The sequence below is a fragment of the Streptomyces aurantiogriseus genome, assembly GCF_014649375.1.
GTDB lineage: Bacteria > Actinomycetota > Actinomycetes > Streptomycetales > Streptomycetaceae > Streptomyces > Streptomyces aurantiogriseus.
This window is the reverse complement of sequence record NZ_BMSX01000011.1, coordinates 188,355-205,797: the sequence shown is the minus strand read 5'-3', so window position 1 is coordinate 205,797 and position 17,443 is coordinate 188,355. Positions and strand designations below refer to the sequence as shown.

Sequence of the window (17,443 nt, the reverse complement as noted above, 5' to 3'; positions counted from 1 at the left end):
CACCGGTGCCGCCCGCCCCGGCCGACGTCACGCGTTCGGATTGAGCCCGTTCGACAGGCCGGTGTAGGCGGGCTTCGCCGCGTAGCCCTCGTTGTACGGCAGCGCGGCCCCGTACCCGCTGAACGTACCCGGCACCCAGGAGTACTTGTCGGTGACGCCCCACAGGGTGACGCCGGCGCAGCGCGGGACGCCCAGGCAGTTCTCGCTGGCCGTCTTGTAGTCGGTGGACTGCTGGGCGAGTTCGGCGGAGGAGGCCGGCAGCGGGATGCGGATGTCGAGCTCGGTGACCGACACCTCCAGACCGAGGTCGGAGAACCGCTTCAGGTTCGCCTTCATCGACGCCGGCACCTTGCCGACCTCGAAGTGCGACTGGAAGCCGATCCCGTGCAACGGCACACCCTGCGCGAGGAGTTGCTTCGCGAGGTTGTACAGGGCGTCGCTCTTGGCGTTGTCCGCCTCGATGTTGTAGTCGTTGATGTACAGCTTCGCCGCCGGGTCGGCCGCGTGCGCCCAGCGCAGGGCGTTGGCGATGTAACCGGTTCCGAGCTTGTCCTGCCACAGTGAACTGCGCATCGAGCCGTCCTCGTTGAACGCCTCGTTGACGACGTCCCAGGCGTAGATCCTGCCCTTGTAGCGGCCGACGGTCGTGTCGATGTGCTTCTTCAGCAGCGTGTTCAGCTCGGACGCGGAGAAGTTCCCGTTCTTCAGCCAGGACGGCAGCTGCGCGTACCAGACCAGCGTGTGTCCGCGCACGCCCTGGTTGTGTGCGACGGCGTGGTTGACCAGCCGGTCGGCGGCCGCCCAGTTGTAGCTGTTCCGGCTGGGCTCCAGCGCGTCCCACTTCATCGCGTTCTCCGCCGTCACCGAGTTGAACTCCCGGTCCAGGACGGTGGTGTAGGAGGAGTCGGAGGTCAGCGGGCCGTCACCGACGGCCGCGCCGATCTTCACACCCCGGCCGTCGGCGTAGCCGCGCAGGGTGGTGGCGGCCGAGGCCTCGGAGCTGAGGTGCGGCAGACCGACGGCCGCGGTGGCGAGGAGGGCGCCCGCCAGGGCGAGCGGGACGGGGCGCGAGAGGCGTCGACGGCGGTGGGTTCCCGACGGGGTCTGGGGCACTGCTGCTCCTCGGGGAGTGGGGGACGCGGGTGCTTCGGCCTTGAGTCGCCGCCGACGGACGTAAGGTTGCCGGGGACTTCGGGAGGGGGCCGGTGACGTACGAGGCGCGCAGCGGGCGAGCACGGAAGGTCACGTCGGGTTCCGGTCAACCGCTGTGGCGGCAGCGGGACTTCGGGGTCTTCTGGGTTGCGCAGACGCTGTCCTTCCTCGGTGACTCCTTCGCCCTGATCGCGCTGCCCCTGCTGGTCCTCGAGGCCACCGGCTCCGTCGCGCGCATGGGTCTGCTGACGGCGGTCGGCGGGGCCGCCTCGGTGGTGGCGGCGGTGTTCGCCGGGACGGTGGTGGACCGCGTCGACCGGCGCCGTCTGCTCATCACCTGCGACCTCGTGCGCATGGTGCTGTACGGGGTGATCCCGGTGGTGTGGCTGTTCGGGCCGCGGATCTGGCTGCTGTACACGGTGCTTCCCGTGTGCGAGGCCGTCGGCATGCTGTTCGCGGTCGGCTATGTCACCGTCGTGCGCGGTCTCGTCGACACGGCACGGCTCACCGAGGCCAACGGGCGGCTCAACGCGACCGCCGCCGCGGCCGGCGTCCTCGGGCCGCTGGGCGCGGGACTCCTCGCCGCCTGGACCGGTCCGGCGGCCGCGGTCGGCGTCGACGCGGCCAGCTTCGGCGTGTCGGCCGCCTGCCTCGCCGTCGTCCGGGTGCGGGAGCGGCCCGCCGACGACCGGCCGGGGGAGCGGGCCGGGCTGTGGCGGGACCTGCGCACCGGAGTGGCGTTCCTGTACGGCCACCCCGTGCTGCGGACCCTGACGGTTGTGCTGTTCCTCTTCAGCTTCCTGACCCTCGGCCTGAACGACCTGATCATCTACCACCTCAAGCACGACCTCGGCCACGACGACGGCACGGTCGGCACGGTGCTGGCGGCCGGCGCGCTGGGGACGGTCGCCGGGTCCCTGCTCGTGGCCCGGGTGCGCCGCCGGCTGGGCTTCGGTCCGACCTGGATCACGGCGGTCGCGCTGAGCGGTGTGGCCGTCGCGGGCCTGGGCTGGGCGCGGCACGTCGGCCTCATCGCCGTCCTCGCCGCCCTGTTCCTGGCCACCGTGGCCGTCGCGGGCACCTGTTCCATGTCCCTGCGGCAGGAGGTCACCCCGGAACCGCTGTTGGGCCGGGTCACCTCCGCCTTCTGGACCCTCCAGTACGCGGCGGCCCCCATCGGCGCGGCCGTGCTGACCTGGGCCGCGGAACGACACGGCACCGCACCGGTCGGGCTGCTGGCCGGTGGGTGCTGCGTGGCGATCGCGGGGGTGGCGCTGGTGACGCCGATACGGGGCAGCGGCTGACGCCACACGCCTACAGCCACCTGTCTACGGCCGCCTGTGTACAGCAGCCTGTCTACAGCCCGCCTGTCTACAGCCCGCCTGTCTACGGCCGCCTGTGTACAGCAGCCTGTCTACAGCCCGCCTGTCTACAGCCCGCCTGTCTACGGCCGCCTGTGTACAGCAGCCTGTCTACAGCCCGCCTGTCTCCGGCCCCCAGGCCTCCGGCGCCGCCGGTGGCCGGCGCCGCCGGTGGCCGGCCCCGCGACCGACCTCTCAGTCCCGCCGCCCTGGCAACCGCATCGCCGGAACCAGCGCCAGCGCCAGCAGTCCCGCCGCGACCAGGTACGCCGTACGGAAGCCGGACGGGTCCGCCCCGGCGGAGCCCAGGACCACGGAGATGAGCGCGGTGCCGACCGACGCGCACACCTGGGAGTTGATGTTCACCGCGGTGCTCGCGGCGGGCATGCGGTCCTTCGGCAGGTCGCGGCTCGCGGTCGTGGTCGTCGGCAACAGCACCATCCCGGAGCCGACGCCCATCACCACCGTCGCGCAGACCACCTGCCAGGCCGGCACGTTCTCCACCCCGACCAGCAGCCCCGTCAGGGCCATGCCGAGCGCCCCCACCGCGATCCCGGCCCGGATCAGGCGCCGCGGGGACACCTTGTCCACCCTGCGCGCGGCGATCTGCATCGTCGTACCGACGGCGAGCCCGACGGGCACCCCGAGCAGCCCGGTCGACGTGGCGCTCCAGCCGCGCGCCTGCTGCCAGTACACGGGGCCCAGCAACATCGAGCCGAAGTAGCCGCAGGTGAACAGCGCGAGCGTGCCGATGCCGAAGGCGAACGTCCGGTCGTTCAACAGGCGTAGGTCCAGCAAGGGGTGACGGGTCGTCAGTGCGCGCCGCAGGAATCCCGCCACCAGCGTGGCTCCGGCGAGCGCCGGCAGCAGCGCGCCGGGCGTCGAGAAGTCGCCCCGCTCGCCGCCCCGGGCCAGCCCGTACAGCAGCAGCGCGAGACCGGGGGAGAGCATCAGCAGGCCGGGGACGTCCAGTTGCGGCGCCGGCACCGTGCCCCGGGGTGCGTCGGGGCGCAGCAGCTTCGCGGCGAGTGCCAGCGCCACCGCGCCCACGGGGAGGTTGACGAGGAAGATCCACTGCCAGGACGCGGCGTCGAGCAGCCAGCCGCCGAGGACCGGGCCGGCCACCGGTCCGACCAGGATCGGCAGTCCGAGCAGTGCCATCGTGCGGCCGAAGCGTTCCCGGTCGGCGGCGGCCATCGCCATGCCCATCCCCACGGGCACGAGCAGTCCGCCGCCGAGCCCCTGCACCACGCGGAACGCGATGAGGCTGGGCGCGTCCCACGCGCACGCCGCGAGCAGCGATCCGAGTGTGAACAGGATGAGCGCGGTGAGATAGGCGCGCTTGGCGCCGATACGGGCCATCACCCACGCGGTCGTCGGGATGACGGCGGCGAGGGCCAGCGTGTACGCGGTGGCGGTCCACTGGATCGTCTCCAGCGGGGCGCCGAACGCCTCGGAGAGCCTGCGCATCGCGATGTTGACGATCGTCATGTCGAGCACCGACATCACCGTGCCGATGATCACGACGAGGATCGTGCGGTTCAGCGCCGACGAGGGGATGCGAGGCGCGTCGGACGCCTCCTGAACGTCCCCTCCGGCGGCTTCTGTCGAGATCATGTCCCCCCGTCCCCTCAGCCCTGGTAGGGGCGGGCAGCCCGGGCCGTCCGCAACGCCCTTCCCCACCAGGCGAGTTGACCGAGCATGCCCTTGGCGGCACCCTCGCAGACGCCGGCGTCCCGGGGCGCGCCGTCCTCCCCGAGCCCGGACCACGGGCCGTGCAGGCTGACCGAGTCCCGTACGGTCGTGGCGTGCAACTCGGCGAAGACCAGCCGGAGTTGCTCCACCGCGCGGACGCCGCCCGCGAGCCCGCCGTAGGAGACGAAGCCGACCGGCTTGGCCTGCCACTCCCCGTGGTGCCAGTCGATGACGTTCTTCAGGGCGGCGGGGAAGCTGTGGTTGTACTCGGGCGTGACGACGACGAACGCGTCGGCGGCGGCCAGGCGCGGGGTGACCTCGGCGAGCGCGGACACGGCCTCGGGGCTGGGTGTGCCGCCCCAGCCGGGCATGACCAGCGGCAGGTCGAGGTCCGCGAGGTCGACGACGTCCAGGTCGAGGCCGTCATGGCCGGCGGCGGTGCCGAGGAACCAGTCGGTGACGGCACGGCCCTGACGGCCCTCGCGGACGCTGCCGACGATGACGGTGACGCGGAGCGGAGTCTCATGATCGATGACGGTTGTGGACATGGGTGTCCCCCTTGTTCTCCCTGGGCCCCTGGACGGGGCGGGACGGCCGCGCGGCGCGGCCTCACGTTCGGTAAGCTACAACGAGCGTTGTAAAAAGTACAACGCTCGTTGTAACTCATGAGGAGGCGGCGTGGGCGGCAGCAACGAGGCGTGGCTGGAGAAGGCGCGACGCGAGTTCCCGCCCCGCAAGGTGGAGAAGTGGGTCGCGATGGCGGGCGCGGCCTGCATCGTCTTCGGCCGCGAGGGCTACGCGCGCGCCTCGGTCGACGCCCTCGCCGCCGAGGCCGGCGTGTCCACCCGCACGCTCTACAACCACTTCCCCGGCGGCAAGGCCCAGCTCTTCAGCACTGTCGTGACCTGGACGTCCTCCGAGGTGAAGGACGCCCAGGTCGCCCTGTTGCACTCCGTGCTGGACCCCGAGCGCCCGCCCCGCCCGGAGGACCTGGAGCGCGACCTCGTCGCCCTCGCCCGCGGCTTCGTCGGCCTCATGGCGGACTACCCGAACCACTTCGCGCTGGTCCGTCACATCCACGCCGAGGCCGACCACGTCCCGCCGGAGGTGCTCCAGGCATGGCGCGAGGCAGGCCCGGGCCCGGCCGGCCACGCCCTCGCCGAGGCCCTGGACGGCCTCGCCGCCGTCGGCCTCCTCGACCTGCACGGCGACGCGGCCCTCGCGGGCGCGCACCTCATGGCCCTGATCTCCCACGCGATCATCCAGCAGTCCCACTACGGGGTGCTGCCCCTGCCGAAGGAGGAGACCGAGCGGCTGATCACCGGGGGCGTCGCGGCCTTCCTGCGGGCGTACCGGGCGGCGTGACCTCCGCTGCCGACCGGCGTCCTCACCCAGGGGGTGGAGGTCCGAGCGATGTCTCTCATGACGGCCGCGGGCGGACGCCTGGCATGTCAGGTGACTCCCGGTGGGCTGCTGGAAGGTCACGGACGCGGAGCGGAGGCCCGTCGCGTCTGCACTGCCTACGCGGTGTGCTGCTCCGCCTCGCCGAAGCGGGCCAGCGCGAGTGCGCCCGCGAGGGAGAGCGCGAACCCGGCCGCCGCGAGGGGCGCGAGTCCGTGGCGGGTGGTGTCGCCCAGCCAGACGACGCCGAAGACCGCGGGCCCGATGGTCTCGCCGATGACCATGGCCGCGGTGGCGGCGGTGACCGCACCCGCCTGGAGGGCCCCGATCAGCAGCAGATAGCCGGAGATCCCGGAGACGACCACGGCGTACGCCGCCGGCTCGGCGAGGACGCCCGGCACGGTCGGGCCCGGCAGCAACCGGGCGGCGACGGCCACCACACCGAAACTGACCCCCGCCATGACGCCCAGCACGGCGGCGCGATGGCGCACGCCGCCGAAGCGGGTGCTCACCCCCCAGCCCAGCACCGCGAGCCCGACCGAGGCCGCCAGCACCGCGCGCCGCATCGTGTCGTCGCCGTCCCCGCCCGTCTCGCGGCCCGCAGCGATCGCCATCAGCGCGAGCCCGCAGCACACCGCGCCCACCGCCGCCCACTCCACTCGCCGAAGCCGGACGCGCAGCATGCCCGCCGCGACGACCGCGGTCACTGCCAGGGATCCGGCGACCGCCGCTTCCACCAGGAAGAGCGGTACCGAGCGCAGAGCGAGCAGTTCCGACACGAAGCCCAGCGTGTCGAGAACGATCCCGACGAGGAACGGCCACTGCCATGTGGCCCGCACCGCCGCTCCCGGCCCTCCGCCGGCCACCGCTCGGGCGCCGAGCGCCTGGAAGACGGTCGCCGTACCCATCAGGACGGAGGCGCAGAGTGCGAGGAGCAGGCCGAGTGCCATGAGTGCACGCTAATGGTCCAGGAGCGTGTCGGGCGGGAAGGCGACGGGGCGTGGCGCCGGGTGGCCGGGCGGGAGAGAGCGGTTGTGGACGCCGGTGTCGGCGTGCTCGACGTGGTCGGCGCGCTCGATCATCGTCCGGGCCGTCTGTACCGGGGCCGTCGTGCGGCCGTACGCGCCCCGGCCGTCGACACCCGCGTCACCCCCGGCGCAATGCGTACGCGTCCCGGCTGTCGACCCCCGCATTACCCCCGGGGTAATCGACCGCTCCCCCTTCCCCCGGCAGGATCAAGCACATCGACGGGAACCCCCGTCGGGATCCGGCCCCAGCTGCGAGGAGAGCGCCATGTCCGCCACGTCCACCGCCGCCACGGCGAGTGCAGGCACCACCGTGAGTTCCGTCGCCGAGGCCACCCGGGCCGTCGTGCAGGAGTTCCTTGCCGCCCGGCTGGCGGGGGACGTCGGGCGGCTCGTCGAGCTCTTCGCCGACGAGGTCGACTGGCTGCTCGCCGAGAACCCCGCCGCCCCGTGGATCCGCCCGCGGTCCACCGCCGCCGAATGCGCCGCCCAGGCCACGGAGTTGATGGAGCACACCGTGCCCGAGGACGCGCGTGCCTCCGTCGACACCTTCCTCGTCGACGGCACCGACGCCGTCCTGATGGGGCACGTGTCGGGGACCGTACGGGCGACGGGGAAGTCCTTCGAGGGCCCGTTCGCGCTGCGCCTCACCGTCGAGGACGGCCGGATCACCCGGCACCACCTCTACGAGAACAGCCTGTCGATCGCCGAGGCCTGCACCCCGTGAAACCGGCTCGGCCGGACTCCGCACGCCGGGCACGCCGCGCCGCCCGTGACGGGTGGCGCGGCCTCCCGCGGATGGCGGTGTGAGGCAGCTGCCGGGGCCGCTCAACTCTGCCGGGCCGCCCGATGCGGAGAGGCTTCTCGGCCCGGGAGGGTCTGCAGGAACCTGGCGAGGAGGGTGTTGTAGCCGGCTGGGTCTTCCATGTTGGGGTAGTGGGCCGTGTTCTCGACGGTGGTGGCGCGGCCGTCGGGGACGGTGCGGACGAGGCGTTCGGCCATGCCGATGTGGTCTGCCGAGTCGATGCCGCCGTTGATCGCGAGAACGGGGACGTCGATGTGCGCCGCTCGCTTCCAGGTGTCCTTCACCGGGACGAGATGGTCGGGTTCGCCCGCGGTGTGCTTGGAGATCGTGCGCAGCGCCATGGCGCGCAGCCGCCGCACCACGTTCTGATCGACGTCGTCGAGCGGGCGGTGCGGGCCTGCCGCGTAGCGCAGGAAGGCGTTCAGCCAGGCCTCGATGTCACCGGTGGCCAGCGTGCGTTGCTCTTCGGCCAGGACGTCCAGCACCCAGGGATCCTCCCAGGAGGGCTCGCTGGTCCCGACGCCGGTGACGACCACCGCGCGGACGAGTTCGGGGTGTTCCAGCGCGGTGTCGATCGCTGTGCCCCCGCCCATCGACACCCCGACGAGGACCGCGGGCGCGGCGTCGAGGTGGTGGAGCAGTGCCGCGACATCGTCGGCCGGACGGAAGGGCCGGGACGCGTTCGAGGAGGCGCCGTGGCCGCGGGCGTCCGGGGCGATGACCCGGTGGTGCGATGCGAAGGCCTGTATCTGGTCGTCCCACATGCGGTGGTCGAGGAAGCCCCCGTGGAGCAGCACGAGGGCCGGTCCCGCGCCGTGCTCTCGGTAGGCGAGGGAGCCGTCGGAGGTCGGTGACGACAGCGTCTGTGCGTGTTCACCAGGTCCATTCATGACAACCAAGTTGTCATTTTTCCGCGAAGTTGGCAACGGAGGTGTCATTCTGGCGGTGTGACTGACGCCCGCACGCCCCACGACGCCCCCTTGGCGCCCGATGAACTCGCCGACCGGCTCACACAGGTCTTCGCTCTGGTCGGCCCGCTCTACCGGCGGGTGCATCGCAAGGTGGAACAGGCCGCGCCCCTCGAAGGGCTTTCCGCCGGCGTGCGCGCCGTCCTGGATCTGCTGCGCGAGCACGGGCCGATGACCGTCCCTCAGATGGGTCGCGCCCAGGCCCTGAGCCGGCAGTTCGTGCAGCGCATGGTCAACGAGGCGGCGGCGCAGGGCCTGGTCGAAGCCATCCCCAACCCCGCCCACCAGCGGTCCTCACTGATCCGGCTGACGGATGCGGGCGGCGCGGCCATCACTGCGGTGCTCGCCCGCGAACGCGCCCTGCTGAGGCAGGTCGGAGGCGACCTGAGCAGGGCCGATGTCGATGCCTGCACGAAGGTGCTGGCCCGAATGCTCGCGCTCTTCGACGACGTCGACGTGAACTAGCGCCACGGCCGGCAGCGCTACCGCCGGACGCGAGGGCCCACCACCGCCGGACAACCATGACCGGTCGTCCGCCGGCGCCCGGCCGGGGGCGCCCGGCCCGTGACGTCACCGACATGGCGGATCCCCCTGGCGGGGATCGACGATCAGGCGCCCGGGGCCGGGTCGAGGGAGTCGACCTCGTCCATGAAGCCCAGCATCTTGGCGTTCAGCAGGTCGGGGTGGTCGATCGCGGGGCCGTGGCCGGTGTCGGTGACGATCTCGGCGCGGGCCCCGGGGATCAGGCGCGGCGCACGCTCCAGTTGGCGCCTGGGGTGTACGAGCAGGCTGCGCCTGCCGAGGACGAGGTAGAGCGGGGTGCGGACGGTGCGCAGTTCGTCCTCGGTCAGCGGCAGCGGCGCGGGGCGGCGTATCCGGAAGGCACGGACGCCCGCCCGGACCCACGTGCGCAGCTCGGGAACGACGAGTACCGGCTGTTCCAGCCAGGCGGCGAGACGCGGGCGCAGCGCCTCGGGGGCGAAGGTCGCGAAGAGGCTGACGAAGATCCAGAAGAAGAAGCGCGGGCCCACCTTCTCCAGGCCGCCGGGGTCGAGCAGGGTGACCGAGGCGAGCCTGCCCGGCCTGCGGTGTGCCTGGTTGAGCGCCAGCCAGCCGCCGTAGGAGGAACCGACGAGGTGGACCCGGTCGAGGCCGAGCGCGTCGAGTGCCTCGTCGAGCCACTGGGCCGCGCGTTCGGGCTGCCACATCGACGCGCGCACGGAGGCGATCAGCCTCCTCGCCATGACCGCGGCCATGGGCACCAGCGTCCTCGTGGGCCAGCGGGGACCGGAGTCGGCCCTCGCGGTACTGCGCCACCACCTGGACCGGATCTTCACGACCGACGGGCACTCCCCGACGCCGGCATGACCTCGGCGGCCCCCCACGGCCTCGGGCGTCAGGCGGGACGCCGGGCGCTCACCCCCGGGCGTTCACGGCGCGCAGGACCGCGTCCGCCCTCCCGCGTCCGCCGCGCGCGTCGGGGTCGCCCCCGACACCGGGCTGGTTCGGCCGGCCTGACGGGACGGGCCGTCCGGCCGCCCCGGTGTCAGCCGTTCACCCCGGCGTAGTGCGCGAGGCTCCTGCGCCACAGCAGCCGCGCGCCCAGGTAGGCCAGCACACCCACCAGCGGTGAGACCGCCGCCAGCCAGTACGGAACACCGGTGTCATGGCCGTGGCCGGTGAGGACGGCGGCCGGGAGGTACGCGACGAACGCGAGCGGAAGGCCGTACGTCAGAAAGCCGCCCACCGCCCTCGGGAGCACGTTGAGCGGGTAGCTGCCGAAGGTGCCGAGGAGTTCCTCGAGCCAGCGGCTCCAGTAGTCGGCGGCGGGGAAGCGCAGGGCGGCGCAGGCCACCGCCGTGAAGAGCGCCGCCTCCAGCAGCATGCCGCCGAGGATCGCGGCGACCAAATACGAGATCCGGCCCGCCGTCCAGTCCAGCTCGCTGCGGCTGAGCGCGCCCACCATCAGGCCCGCCGCGACGGTCAGGTCGCCGATCGCGTTGGTCGGGAAGTAGGCGAGCTGGACCTGGCGGTGCACCGGCATGGGGCGGGTCAGATAGATGTCGATCCTCCCCTCCTGGATCTGCCGGCCGATGAAGTGCACCCGCCCCAGCACCAGCACGAACAGTCCGTGCGCGAGCATGCGCGTCGCCGGGATCAGCAGTACCTCCGAACTGTCCCAGCCGCCCATCCCGGTGAACCGGGACAGCAGCACCGTCGCGAACACGATCACCGACACCTGCCAGATCGCGCCGATCGCGACCATCAGCAGGAACTCGGTGCGGTACTCCAGCTGGGCACGGAAGTTGAGCCGCGTGACGCGCCACGCGATCCGGACGCCCTTCACAGGCCTCAGCCTCCCTGGGAGATGACACGACGGGCGGCCCGCCGCCACAGGAAACGGGTGAACAGGGCGAGGACGACCACCCAGGCCGCCTGGACCGCCAGCTGACCGGCCGCGTCCGACAGCGGGATCCGGCCGATGTAGAGCGACAGCGGCACGTTCAACGTCGCCTGGAAGGGCAGGAAGCCGCTCAGCGTGATGAACCAGTCCGGGAAGAACCACAGCGGCGCGTACACGCCGGACAGCAGGTTCTGCGCGAAGATCAGGATGAGCATCGCGGCGTTGTTGCGCACCGTCCAGAAGCACAACTGGTCCAGGACGAGCATCACGTAGTACAGCACCCACTGGCCGAGCAGCAGACTGAGCGCGAACACCCCTGCCACGGCAGCCGACTTGGGCGGCTCCACCACGCCGACGGCGAGACAGACGGCGTATCCGCTCAACGCCCAGGCGAAGCCGTACAGTTGCTCGCCGAGGGCGCGCAGAGCGTGGTAGCGCCGGGGCGGCAGCGGGCGCAGATACCAGTAGACGATCGTGCCGAAGTGCATGTGCTGCAGCACGGTGTCCCGGCCCGCGTACTGGTCCAGCTCCCGCAGCCGGGAGGCGAGTACGGCCAGGACGGCGTAGGTGACCGCCTGGTCGCGGTCGAGTCCGGCGGTGGTGCCGGTGTGCGCGTACAGGCCGTCCCACAGCGACGCCACCAGGACCACCTGCACGGTCAGCCGGAGCAGGACGGCGGTCATCCGGGGCGGGCTGTGCAGTTCGCCGAGCGGGGTGACGCGGGCGGCGCGCCAGGCGTGCACCGTGGCCATCACACCGCCCCGGCGTGGATGTAGGCGGCCCGCATGACGTCCTCGAGGTCCGCCTCGTCGATGGCGATGCCCGTCACCTCGTACCGCTCGATGACCGCCTTCAGCGCCTGGTGGACGGTCGGCGCGTCGGCTCCGTCGGGGCCGAACACGACCTGCGGCCCGTCGTGCCGCAGCACCGCGATGCCCGGCAGCGGTACGACGTCGCTGTGCGCGTCGGCGAGGGTGGCCCGCACCTGCCAGGTCGAGCCGAACTTGCGGCGGATCTCGTCGAGGCTGCCGTCCAGGACGAGCCGGCCGTGGTTGATCAGGACGACCCGTTCGGCGAGCCGCTCCACCTCGGTCATGTCGTGCGTGGTCAGCAGCACCGTCCGGCCGCGCTGTTCGACCTGGTGCCGCAGGAACTCGCGGACCTGCTCCTTGACCACGACGTCCATGCCGATGGTCGGCTCGTCGAGGAAGACGACGGGCGGGTCGTGCAGCAGCGCCGCCGCCAGATCGCTGCGGACGCGCTGGCCGAGGGAGAGATGACGGACCCGGGTGTCCCAGAAGGACGACAGGTCCAGCAGGTCGTCGAACTCCTTGAGCCGGGCGGCGTGTTCGGCCTTGGGCACCTCGTAGATGTCCCGCAGGATCGCGAACGACTCACGCACCGGGAGGTCCCACCACAGCTGGGTGCGCTGTCCGAACACCGCGCCGATGTTGCGGGCGTTGCGCTCCCGCTCCTCGTACGGCACGACGCCCGCGACGCGGGCCTCGCCGGAGGTGGGGGTGAGGATGCCGGTGAGCATCTTGATGATGGTGGACTTGCCGGCGCCGTTCGGGCCGAGCAGGGCGAGGAGTTCGCCCGCGGCCACGTCGAAGGTGATGTCGCTGACGGCGTGCTTGGCGACCCGCTCCGGGTTGACCAGGGAGCGCACGGCTCCCATGAGGCCGGGGCGGCGGACGGTGGTGTGGAAGGTGCGGGACAGACCGCGCACCTCGATGCTGCCGCTCACTCGAGGAACCTCCGTGGGATGGGGACGAGGAACCGCACGGCCGAGGCCGGCCGGGTGGGGAGCCGGCCGGCCTCGGGAGACGTCATCACCGTGTCGGAATGTCGATCAATTGGTCAATCGGTTAACCGATCTCCGAGAACACGAACGAGAACTCGGCGGGCGCGGCCTTCAGGAAGTACTGCGGCAGTGGGCCCGGGCCGCAGGACTGCGAGCCGATGCCGTGCTGGCCGTGGTCGAGGTTGACCCACACGGTGTCGCCCGGCACCAGGTCGGTGCGGTGCCGGGCGGCGTCCAGCTGCTCGTTCGTCCAGCGGCGGGCGCTGAACCAGAACTCCGGGTCGCCCTCGATCCGCAGCCCGCCGATCTCCGCCCAGCGGACATCGGCGCGGGCGCCGTTCTCCTGGGGGCGGACGTATGGCGTCTGCAGATCGTCTACAGTCGACTGCCAGCGGCCGACCATCGACGCCGCCCTGCTGTCGGGATACGCCTCGCCGGGACCGCCGCCGAACCACTTCACCTGGTCGGCCTCGGCGAGTCCGAAGCGGACGCCCAGCCGGGGCAGCGGCACCGTCCAGTCGCCCTCGGGCGTCACGGACACGGTCAGCTTCAGCCGGTCGCCGTCGGAGGTCCAGCGGTACACCGTGGCGAGGCCGACCTCCCGGGCGGCGGGCGCCACCCTGGTCCGTACCGTCAGCGCGGCGTCGCCCACCTCCACCGCGTCCAGGCGGTGCCGTACCCGGTGCAGGCCCAGCGTGCGCCACAGCACGCCGTAGCGGGTGTCCGACTGCCACTCGGCGCCCTCGTCGTTGTCGGTGGTCGCCCGCCATACATCGAGACGGAAACCCTCGACGGACACCCCGCCGATCGTCCTCAGCGCACCGGTACGGGTGTCGAAGGCCGCCGGGCCGAGCGTGATCAGCCGTTCCCCGACCACCGGCCCGTCGGTGGGGACGACCGTGGGCGACGGACGGGCGGTGACCGGGAACTCCCCCCACGCCACCTCGTGGTCCTTCCGTCCCCACGCCGTGTCGGCCGCCAGCAGCGCCCGCACGGTCCACCGCGTCTCGGCACGCCGCGTGTCCGCGGGCGGCTCCGGCAGCTTGACGTCGACCGACTCGCCGGGGGCGAGTGACGGCACGCTCAGACTGCCCGCCTCGATCGTCTCGCCGTCCACCTGGTACGACCACTCGAAGGCCAGCGCCGACAGGTCGGCGAAGTCCTGCTTGTTGGTCACCCGCACGGTGCCGTCCGTGCCGTCGCCGGTGATCGCGACCGGCTCGATCACCTTCTTGAACTCGACGAGCCCGGGGGAGGGGGTGCGGTCGGGGAAGACCAGGCCGTCGCAGACGAAGTTCCCGTCGTGCAGCTCCTCGCCGAAGTCGCCGCCGTACGCGTAGCCGTAGCGGGGGTCCTTGATGCCGTGGTCGATCCACTCCCAGATGAAGCCGCCCTGGAGCCGCTCGTGCGCCTCGAACAGCCGCTGGTAGTCGGCGATGCCGCCGGGGCCGTTGCCCATGGCGTGGCCGTACTCACAGAGGATGAAAGGGAGTCGGCGCCGTTTGTGGGTGCCGCCGTCCAGGCCGCGGCCGATCCGCTCGACCTCCTCGTGGAAGGCGTACATGCGCGAGTAGACATCCGTGTCGCGGCAGTCGATGTCGCCCTCGTAGTGCACCAGGCGCGAGGCGTCACGGCCGTGGATCCACTCGGCCATCGCGGTCAGACCGCGTCCGGTGCCGGCCTCGTTGCCCAGGGACCAGATCACCACCGACGGGTGGTTCTTGTCCCGCTCGACCATACGGGCGGCGCGGTCCAGGAGGGCCGGGGTCCAGCGGTCGTCGTCGACGGGGTTGTCCCGCCAGTCCTGCTCGACGAAGCCGTGGGTCTCCAGGTCGCACTCGTCGATCACCCACAGCCCGTACTCGTCGCACAGGTCGAGGAAGGCCGGGTGGGGCGGGTAGTGCGAGGTGCGGACGGCGTTGACGTTGTGCCGCTTCATCAGCAGCACGTCCTCGCGCATCGTCTCCAGGTCGAGCGCGCGGCCCTGCTCCGGGTGCCACTCGTGCCGGTTGACGCCCTTGAACAGGACGGCCCTGCCGTTGACCTTGATCAGGCCGTCCTCCAGGACGACCGTACGGAAACCGATCCGCAGCGGGACGCGCTCGCCCTCGGTGGCGAGGAAACCGTCGTAGAGCTTCGGGGTCTCCGCCGTCCATGGCAGAACGGGGACCGTGACCGCTTCCCCGGTCGCGACATCGATGTCCAGCGCGGGTACGGTCACCCGCCCGTCGACGTCGGAGTCGACGCGCAGGGTGCCCTCGCCCGTGACGTGGTCGTAGGAGGCGTGCACGAAGAAGTCGAGGGCGGCCCCGGCCGGGCGGTGCAGCAGGGTCACATCACGGAAGATGCCCGGCAGCCACCACTGGTCCTGGTCCTCCAGGTACGAGCCCGCGGACCACTGGTGGACACGGACCGCCAGTACATTGTCGACAGTCTGCAGCAGATGGCCGACCGCGAACTCGTGCGGCAGCCGCGAGCCCTTGAACTCACCGATCTCCGTGCCGTTCAGCCAGACCCGGGCGCAGGACTCCACGCCGTCGAAGCGCAGGACGGCGCCGCCCTCCGACAGGGCGGGCCAGTCCTCCGGCAGGTCGAAGACCCGCAGATGGTCGCCCGTCGGGTTCTCGGTCGGGACGCGGGGCGGGTCGACCGGGAAGGGGTAGAGGTGGTTGGTGTAGATGGGGGAGCCGTGCCCCTGGAGGACCCAGTGACCGGGGACCGTGACCTCGGCCCAGTCCCCGGCGTCGTAGCCCTCCGCGGCGAACGAGTCGTCCTCGGCGTCGACCGTCGCCGACAGTCGGAAGCGCCAACTGCCGTTCAGCGAAAGGGACTTCGCGTCCGAGGAGGCGTACCAGGCGCGGGGCGGAAGGGCCCCGGCGCCGGGCGAGACGTCCTCGACGTAGTCGACGGCCGTGGTCGTGCGGAATGACATCTGTCTCCTAGCTCAGCCCTTGATGCCGGTCTGGGCGATCCCCTGCACCAGCCAGCGCTGGAGGAAGAGGAACACCAGCAACAGGGGCAGGATGGAAATGGCCGTGGCCATGAAGATCAGGTGGTAGTTGACGGTCTGGTTGGTCATGTACGACGACAGCGCGACCTGCACGGTCCAGGCGCTGGGGTCCTGGCCGATGACCAGCGGCCACAGGAAGGAGTTCCAGCCGTTGATGAAGGTGATGGTGGCGATCGCCGCGAAGAAGTTCAGCGAGTTCGGTACCACGACGCGCCAGTACGCGCCCCAGTAGCCGAGCCCGTCCACGCGCGCCGCCTCCTCCAGCTCCTTCGGGAACCCCAGGAAGTACTGCCGGAAGAGGAAGCAGGTGAAACCACTGAAGAGGCCCGGGATGATCAGACCCCGGTAGGAGTCGATCCAGCCGAGGGACGACACCAGCACGAAGCCGGGCACGAACGTGACGGCGGTCGGCACCATCAGGGTGAACAGGACGGCGTAGAACACCTTGTTGGCGTGCCGGTAGGGGATGCGGGCCAGGCCGTAGCCGGCCAGCGAGCACACCAGCAGGGTGCCGACGGTATGCAGAACACCCACGATCAGCGAGTTCACCATCGACTGGCCGAAGTCGACCGTCGGGTCGTCGAACGGCTCGGTGATGTTGCCCCACTGGATGTCCGTGGGGAAGAGCGTCCACTCCTCGCCGGTGATCTGGGCGTCGGTGGAGAGGGCGTTGCGGATCAGGACGTAGAACGGGATCAGGAAGAAGAAGGCGGCGACGCCGATCGCGAGGTACAGGCCGGTGGAGCTCATCACCCCGCGGCCGCGGCCGCGGCCACGTCCGGTGCCGCGGGGGCCGCCGGCGGGGGCGGTCTTGGTCACCTCGGGTGCGGTGGTGGTCACTTGGACTCCTCACCCCTTCCGAAACCCATGATCTTGCCCTGGAACAGGGTCACGACGACGATCAGCAGGGTGAGGATCACCGCGCCCGCGCTGCCCGCGCCGTAGTCCTGGTTGTCGCCGAGAGCGGTGTAGTACAGCTCGACGAGCGGTGGCCGTCCCCAGGTGGTCTTGGACAGCAGGTTGAAGAACTCGTCGAAGGCCTGGTAGGCGGCGATCAGCAGCAGCAGGATCACGGCCGTCGAGGTCGCCCGAAGCTGCGGCAGGGTGATGTACCAGAAGGTCTGCCAGCCCCGCTTGGCGCCGTCGATCGCGGCCGCCTCGTACAGCTCGCCGGGGATGTTCTGCAGCGCGGCCAGGAAGAGGATCATGTAGAAACCGGACTGCAGCCACAGACGCGCGGTGACGATGACGAGCCAGTACCACGGCGGGTCGGGGTTGGCGAGCCAGGCGATGTTCTCGACGCCGAACCAGCCGAGCACGGTGTTCGCCAGACCGAAGCGGACCCCGTTGAAGACGGACATCTTCCAGATGAGGGAGGCGGCGACGTAACTGCACGCCGTCGGCAGGAAGAAGACCGACCGGAAGAACGCCCGCATGAACCGCAGCCGGTTCACCATCAGCGCCAGACCGAGCGAGAGCGCCCAGGTGGTGGGCACGATGATCGCGGCGAAGACGGTGAAGGTGCCGAGGGCGCCGGTGAAGTTGTCGTTCTCCAGCATGAACCGGTAGTTGTCGAACCCGACGAACGTGCTGGGGGTGACGGTGAAGCGTGCCTCGAAGAAGCTGAGCCAGATGCTCCAGCCGATCGGGACGTAGACGAAGATGAGCAGGCCAATGAGGAACGGCCCGGTGAAGAGCCAGAAGTTGAACGTGCCGCTGCCCCGCAGACCCCGCCGCGGACGGCCCTGGGAGGGCTTCGCCGGGGCGGGGCTCGCGAGGTCGAGCTTGGTGGTGGTCGACATGGCGTGGTCCGTCCGC

The 17,443-nt window shown here is 71.3% G+C and carries 16 protein-coding genes and 2 pseudogenes; 5 read left to right on the top strand and 13 right to left on the bottom strand.

Going from position 1 to position 17,443, the window contains the following annotated elements:
- Nucleotides 1-27 precede the first annotated feature (27 nt).
- Nucleotides 28-1,113 carry a glycoside hydrolase family 10 protein gene (locus IE263_RS23705; protein ID WP_189939743.1) on the bottom strand — a complete coding sequence of 362 codons (1,086 nt, stop codon included), beginning with the start codon at nt 1,111-1,113 and terminating at the stop codon, nt 28-30.
- 92 nt (nt 1,114-1,205) lie between these two features.
- Here IE263_RS23705 and IE263_RS23700 point away from each other — a divergent pair, with 92 nt between their 5' ends.
- A complete protein-coding gene (locus tag IE263_RS23700; RefSeq protein ID WP_189939742.1) occupies nt 1,206-2,456 on the top strand; it encodes an MFS transporter in 1,251 nt (416 codons plus the stop codon).
- A gap of 252 nt (nt 2,457-2,708) precedes the next feature.
- Here the strand turns inward: IE263_RS23700 and IE263_RS23695 are convergent, their stop codons facing one another.
- On the bottom strand, nt 2,709-4,130 hold the full coding sequence (locus IE263_RS23695; protein WP_189939741.1) for a DHA2 family efflux MFS transporter permease subunit: 1,422 nt from the start codon (nt 4,128-4,130) through the stop codon (nt 2,709-2,711).
- Between the two features lie 14 nt (nt 4,131-4,144).
- Entirely contained in the window at nt 4,145-4,756 is a 612-nt protein-coding gene (locus IE263_RS23690) for an NADPH-dependent FMN reductase (RefSeq protein WP_189939740.1), read from the bottom strand.
- A gap of 130 nt (nt 4,757-4,886) precedes the next feature.
- Between IE263_RS23690 and IE263_RS23685 the strand changes: the two genes are divergently transcribed.
- A complete protein-coding gene (locus IE263_RS23685; protein WP_189939739.1) occupies nt 4,887-5,573 on the top strand; it encodes a TetR/AcrR family transcriptional regulator in 687 nt (228 codons plus the stop codon).
- Nucleotides 5,574-5,728: 155 nt separating this feature from the next.
- Here the strand turns inward: IE263_RS23685 and IE263_RS23680 are convergent, their stop codons facing one another.
- Together IE263_RS23680 and IE263_RS23675 are read right to left on the bottom strand one after the other, a co-directional pair.
- Nucleotides 5,729-6,559: a hypothetical protein gene (locus IE263_RS23680; RefSeq protein ID WP_189939738.1), complete on the bottom strand. Its 831-nt coding sequence runs from the start codon at nt 6,557-6,559 to the stop codon at nt 5,729-5,731.
- Nucleotides 6,560-6,568: 9 nt separating this feature from the next.
- Nucleotides 6,569-6,802, bottom strand: a complete 234-nt coding sequence (locus IE263_RS23675; protein ID WP_189939737.1) for a hypothetical protein — start codon at nt 6,800-6,802, stop codon at nt 6,569-6,571.
- A gap of 100 nt (nt 6,803-6,902) precedes the next feature.
- Here IE263_RS23675 and IE263_RS23670 point away from each other — a divergent pair, with 100 nt between their 5' ends.
- Entirely contained in the window at nt 6,903-7,361 is a 459-nt protein-coding gene (locus IE263_RS23670) for a nuclear transport factor 2 family protein (RefSeq protein WP_189939736.1), read from the top strand.
- Between the two features lie 101 nt (nt 7,362-7,462).
- Here the strand turns inward: IE263_RS23670 and IE263_RS23665 are convergent, their stop codons facing one another.
- Nucleotides 7,463-8,329, bottom strand: coding sequence for an alpha/beta fold hydrolase (locus IE263_RS23665; RefSeq protein WP_189939735.1), 867 nt, complete (start codon nt 8,327-8,329; stop codon nt 7,463-7,465).
- Between the two features lie 57 nt (nt 8,330-8,386).
- On the opposite strand from IE263_RS23665, the gene IE263_RS23660 reads away from it, so the two are divergent.
- Nucleotides 8,387-8,872: a MarR family winged helix-turn-helix transcriptional regulator gene (locus tag IE263_RS23660; RefSeq protein ID WP_189939734.1), complete on the top strand. Its 486-nt coding sequence runs from the start codon at nt 8,387-8,389 to the stop codon at nt 8,870-8,872.
- A gap of 143 nt (nt 8,873-9,015) precedes the next feature.
- On the opposite strand, the pseudogene IE263_RS23655 reads toward IE263_RS23660, so the two are convergent.
- A pseudogene (locus IE263_RS23655) lies at nt 9,016-9,624 on the bottom strand (alpha/beta fold hydrolase); the annotation flags it as partial.
- On the opposite strand from IE263_RS23655, the pseudogene IE263_RS23650 reads away from it, so the two are divergent.
- Nucleotides 9,614-9,775 (top strand): annotated as a pseudogene (locus tag IE263_RS23650) (TetR/AcrR family transcriptional regulator); the annotation flags it as partial. The pseudogenes IE263_RS23655 and IE263_RS23650 sit on opposite strands and share 11 nt — an antisense overlap.
- 178 nt (nt 9,776-9,953) lie before the next feature.
- Here the strand turns inward: IE263_RS23650 and IE263_RS23645 are convergent.
- The 6 genes from IE263_RS23645 to IE263_RS23620 all read right to left on the bottom strand — a co-directional run bounded on the left by IE263_RS23645 (nt 9,954) and on the right by IE263_RS23620 (nt 17,427).
- Entirely contained in the window at nt 9,954-10,754 is an 801-nt protein-coding gene (locus IE263_RS23645) for an ABC transporter permease (protein WP_189939733.1), read from the bottom strand.
- Nucleotides 10,755-10,759: 5 nt separating this feature from the next.
- Nucleotides 10,760-11,563 carry an ABC transporter permease gene (locus IE263_RS23640; RefSeq protein ID WP_189939732.1) on the bottom strand — a complete coding sequence of 268 codons (804 nt, stop codon included), beginning with the start codon at nt 11,561-11,563 and terminating at the stop codon, nt 10,760-10,762.
- Nucleotides 11,563-12,558: an ABC transporter ATP-binding protein gene (locus IE263_RS23635; RefSeq protein WP_189939731.1), complete on the bottom strand. Its 996-nt coding sequence runs from the start codon at nt 12,556-12,558 to the stop codon at nt 11,563-11,565. The genes IE263_RS23640 and IE263_RS23635 overlap by 1 nt, the downstream gene beginning before the upstream one ends.
- A 121-nt stretch (nt 12,559-12,679) precedes the next feature.
- Complete coding sequence (locus IE263_RS23630; RefSeq protein WP_189939730.1) at nt 12,680-15,547, bottom strand: glycoside hydrolase family 2 TIM barrel-domain containing protein; 2,868 nt, start codon at nt 15,545-15,547, stop codon at nt 12,680-12,682.
- Between the two features lie 12 nt (nt 15,548-15,559).
- Nucleotides 15,560-16,465, bottom strand: a complete 906-nt coding sequence (locus IE263_RS23625) for a carbohydrate ABC transporter permease (protein ID WP_373312053.1) — start codon at nt 16,463-16,465, stop codon at nt 15,560-15,562.
- Nucleotides 16,462-17,427: a carbohydrate ABC transporter permease gene (locus tag IE263_RS23620; RefSeq protein WP_189939729.1), complete on the bottom strand. Its 966-nt coding sequence runs from the start codon at nt 17,425-17,427 to the stop codon at nt 16,462-16,464. Before IE263_RS23620 ends, IE263_RS23625 begins: the two co-directional genes overlap by 4 nt.
- Nucleotides 17,428-17,443 lie beyond the last annotated feature (16 nt).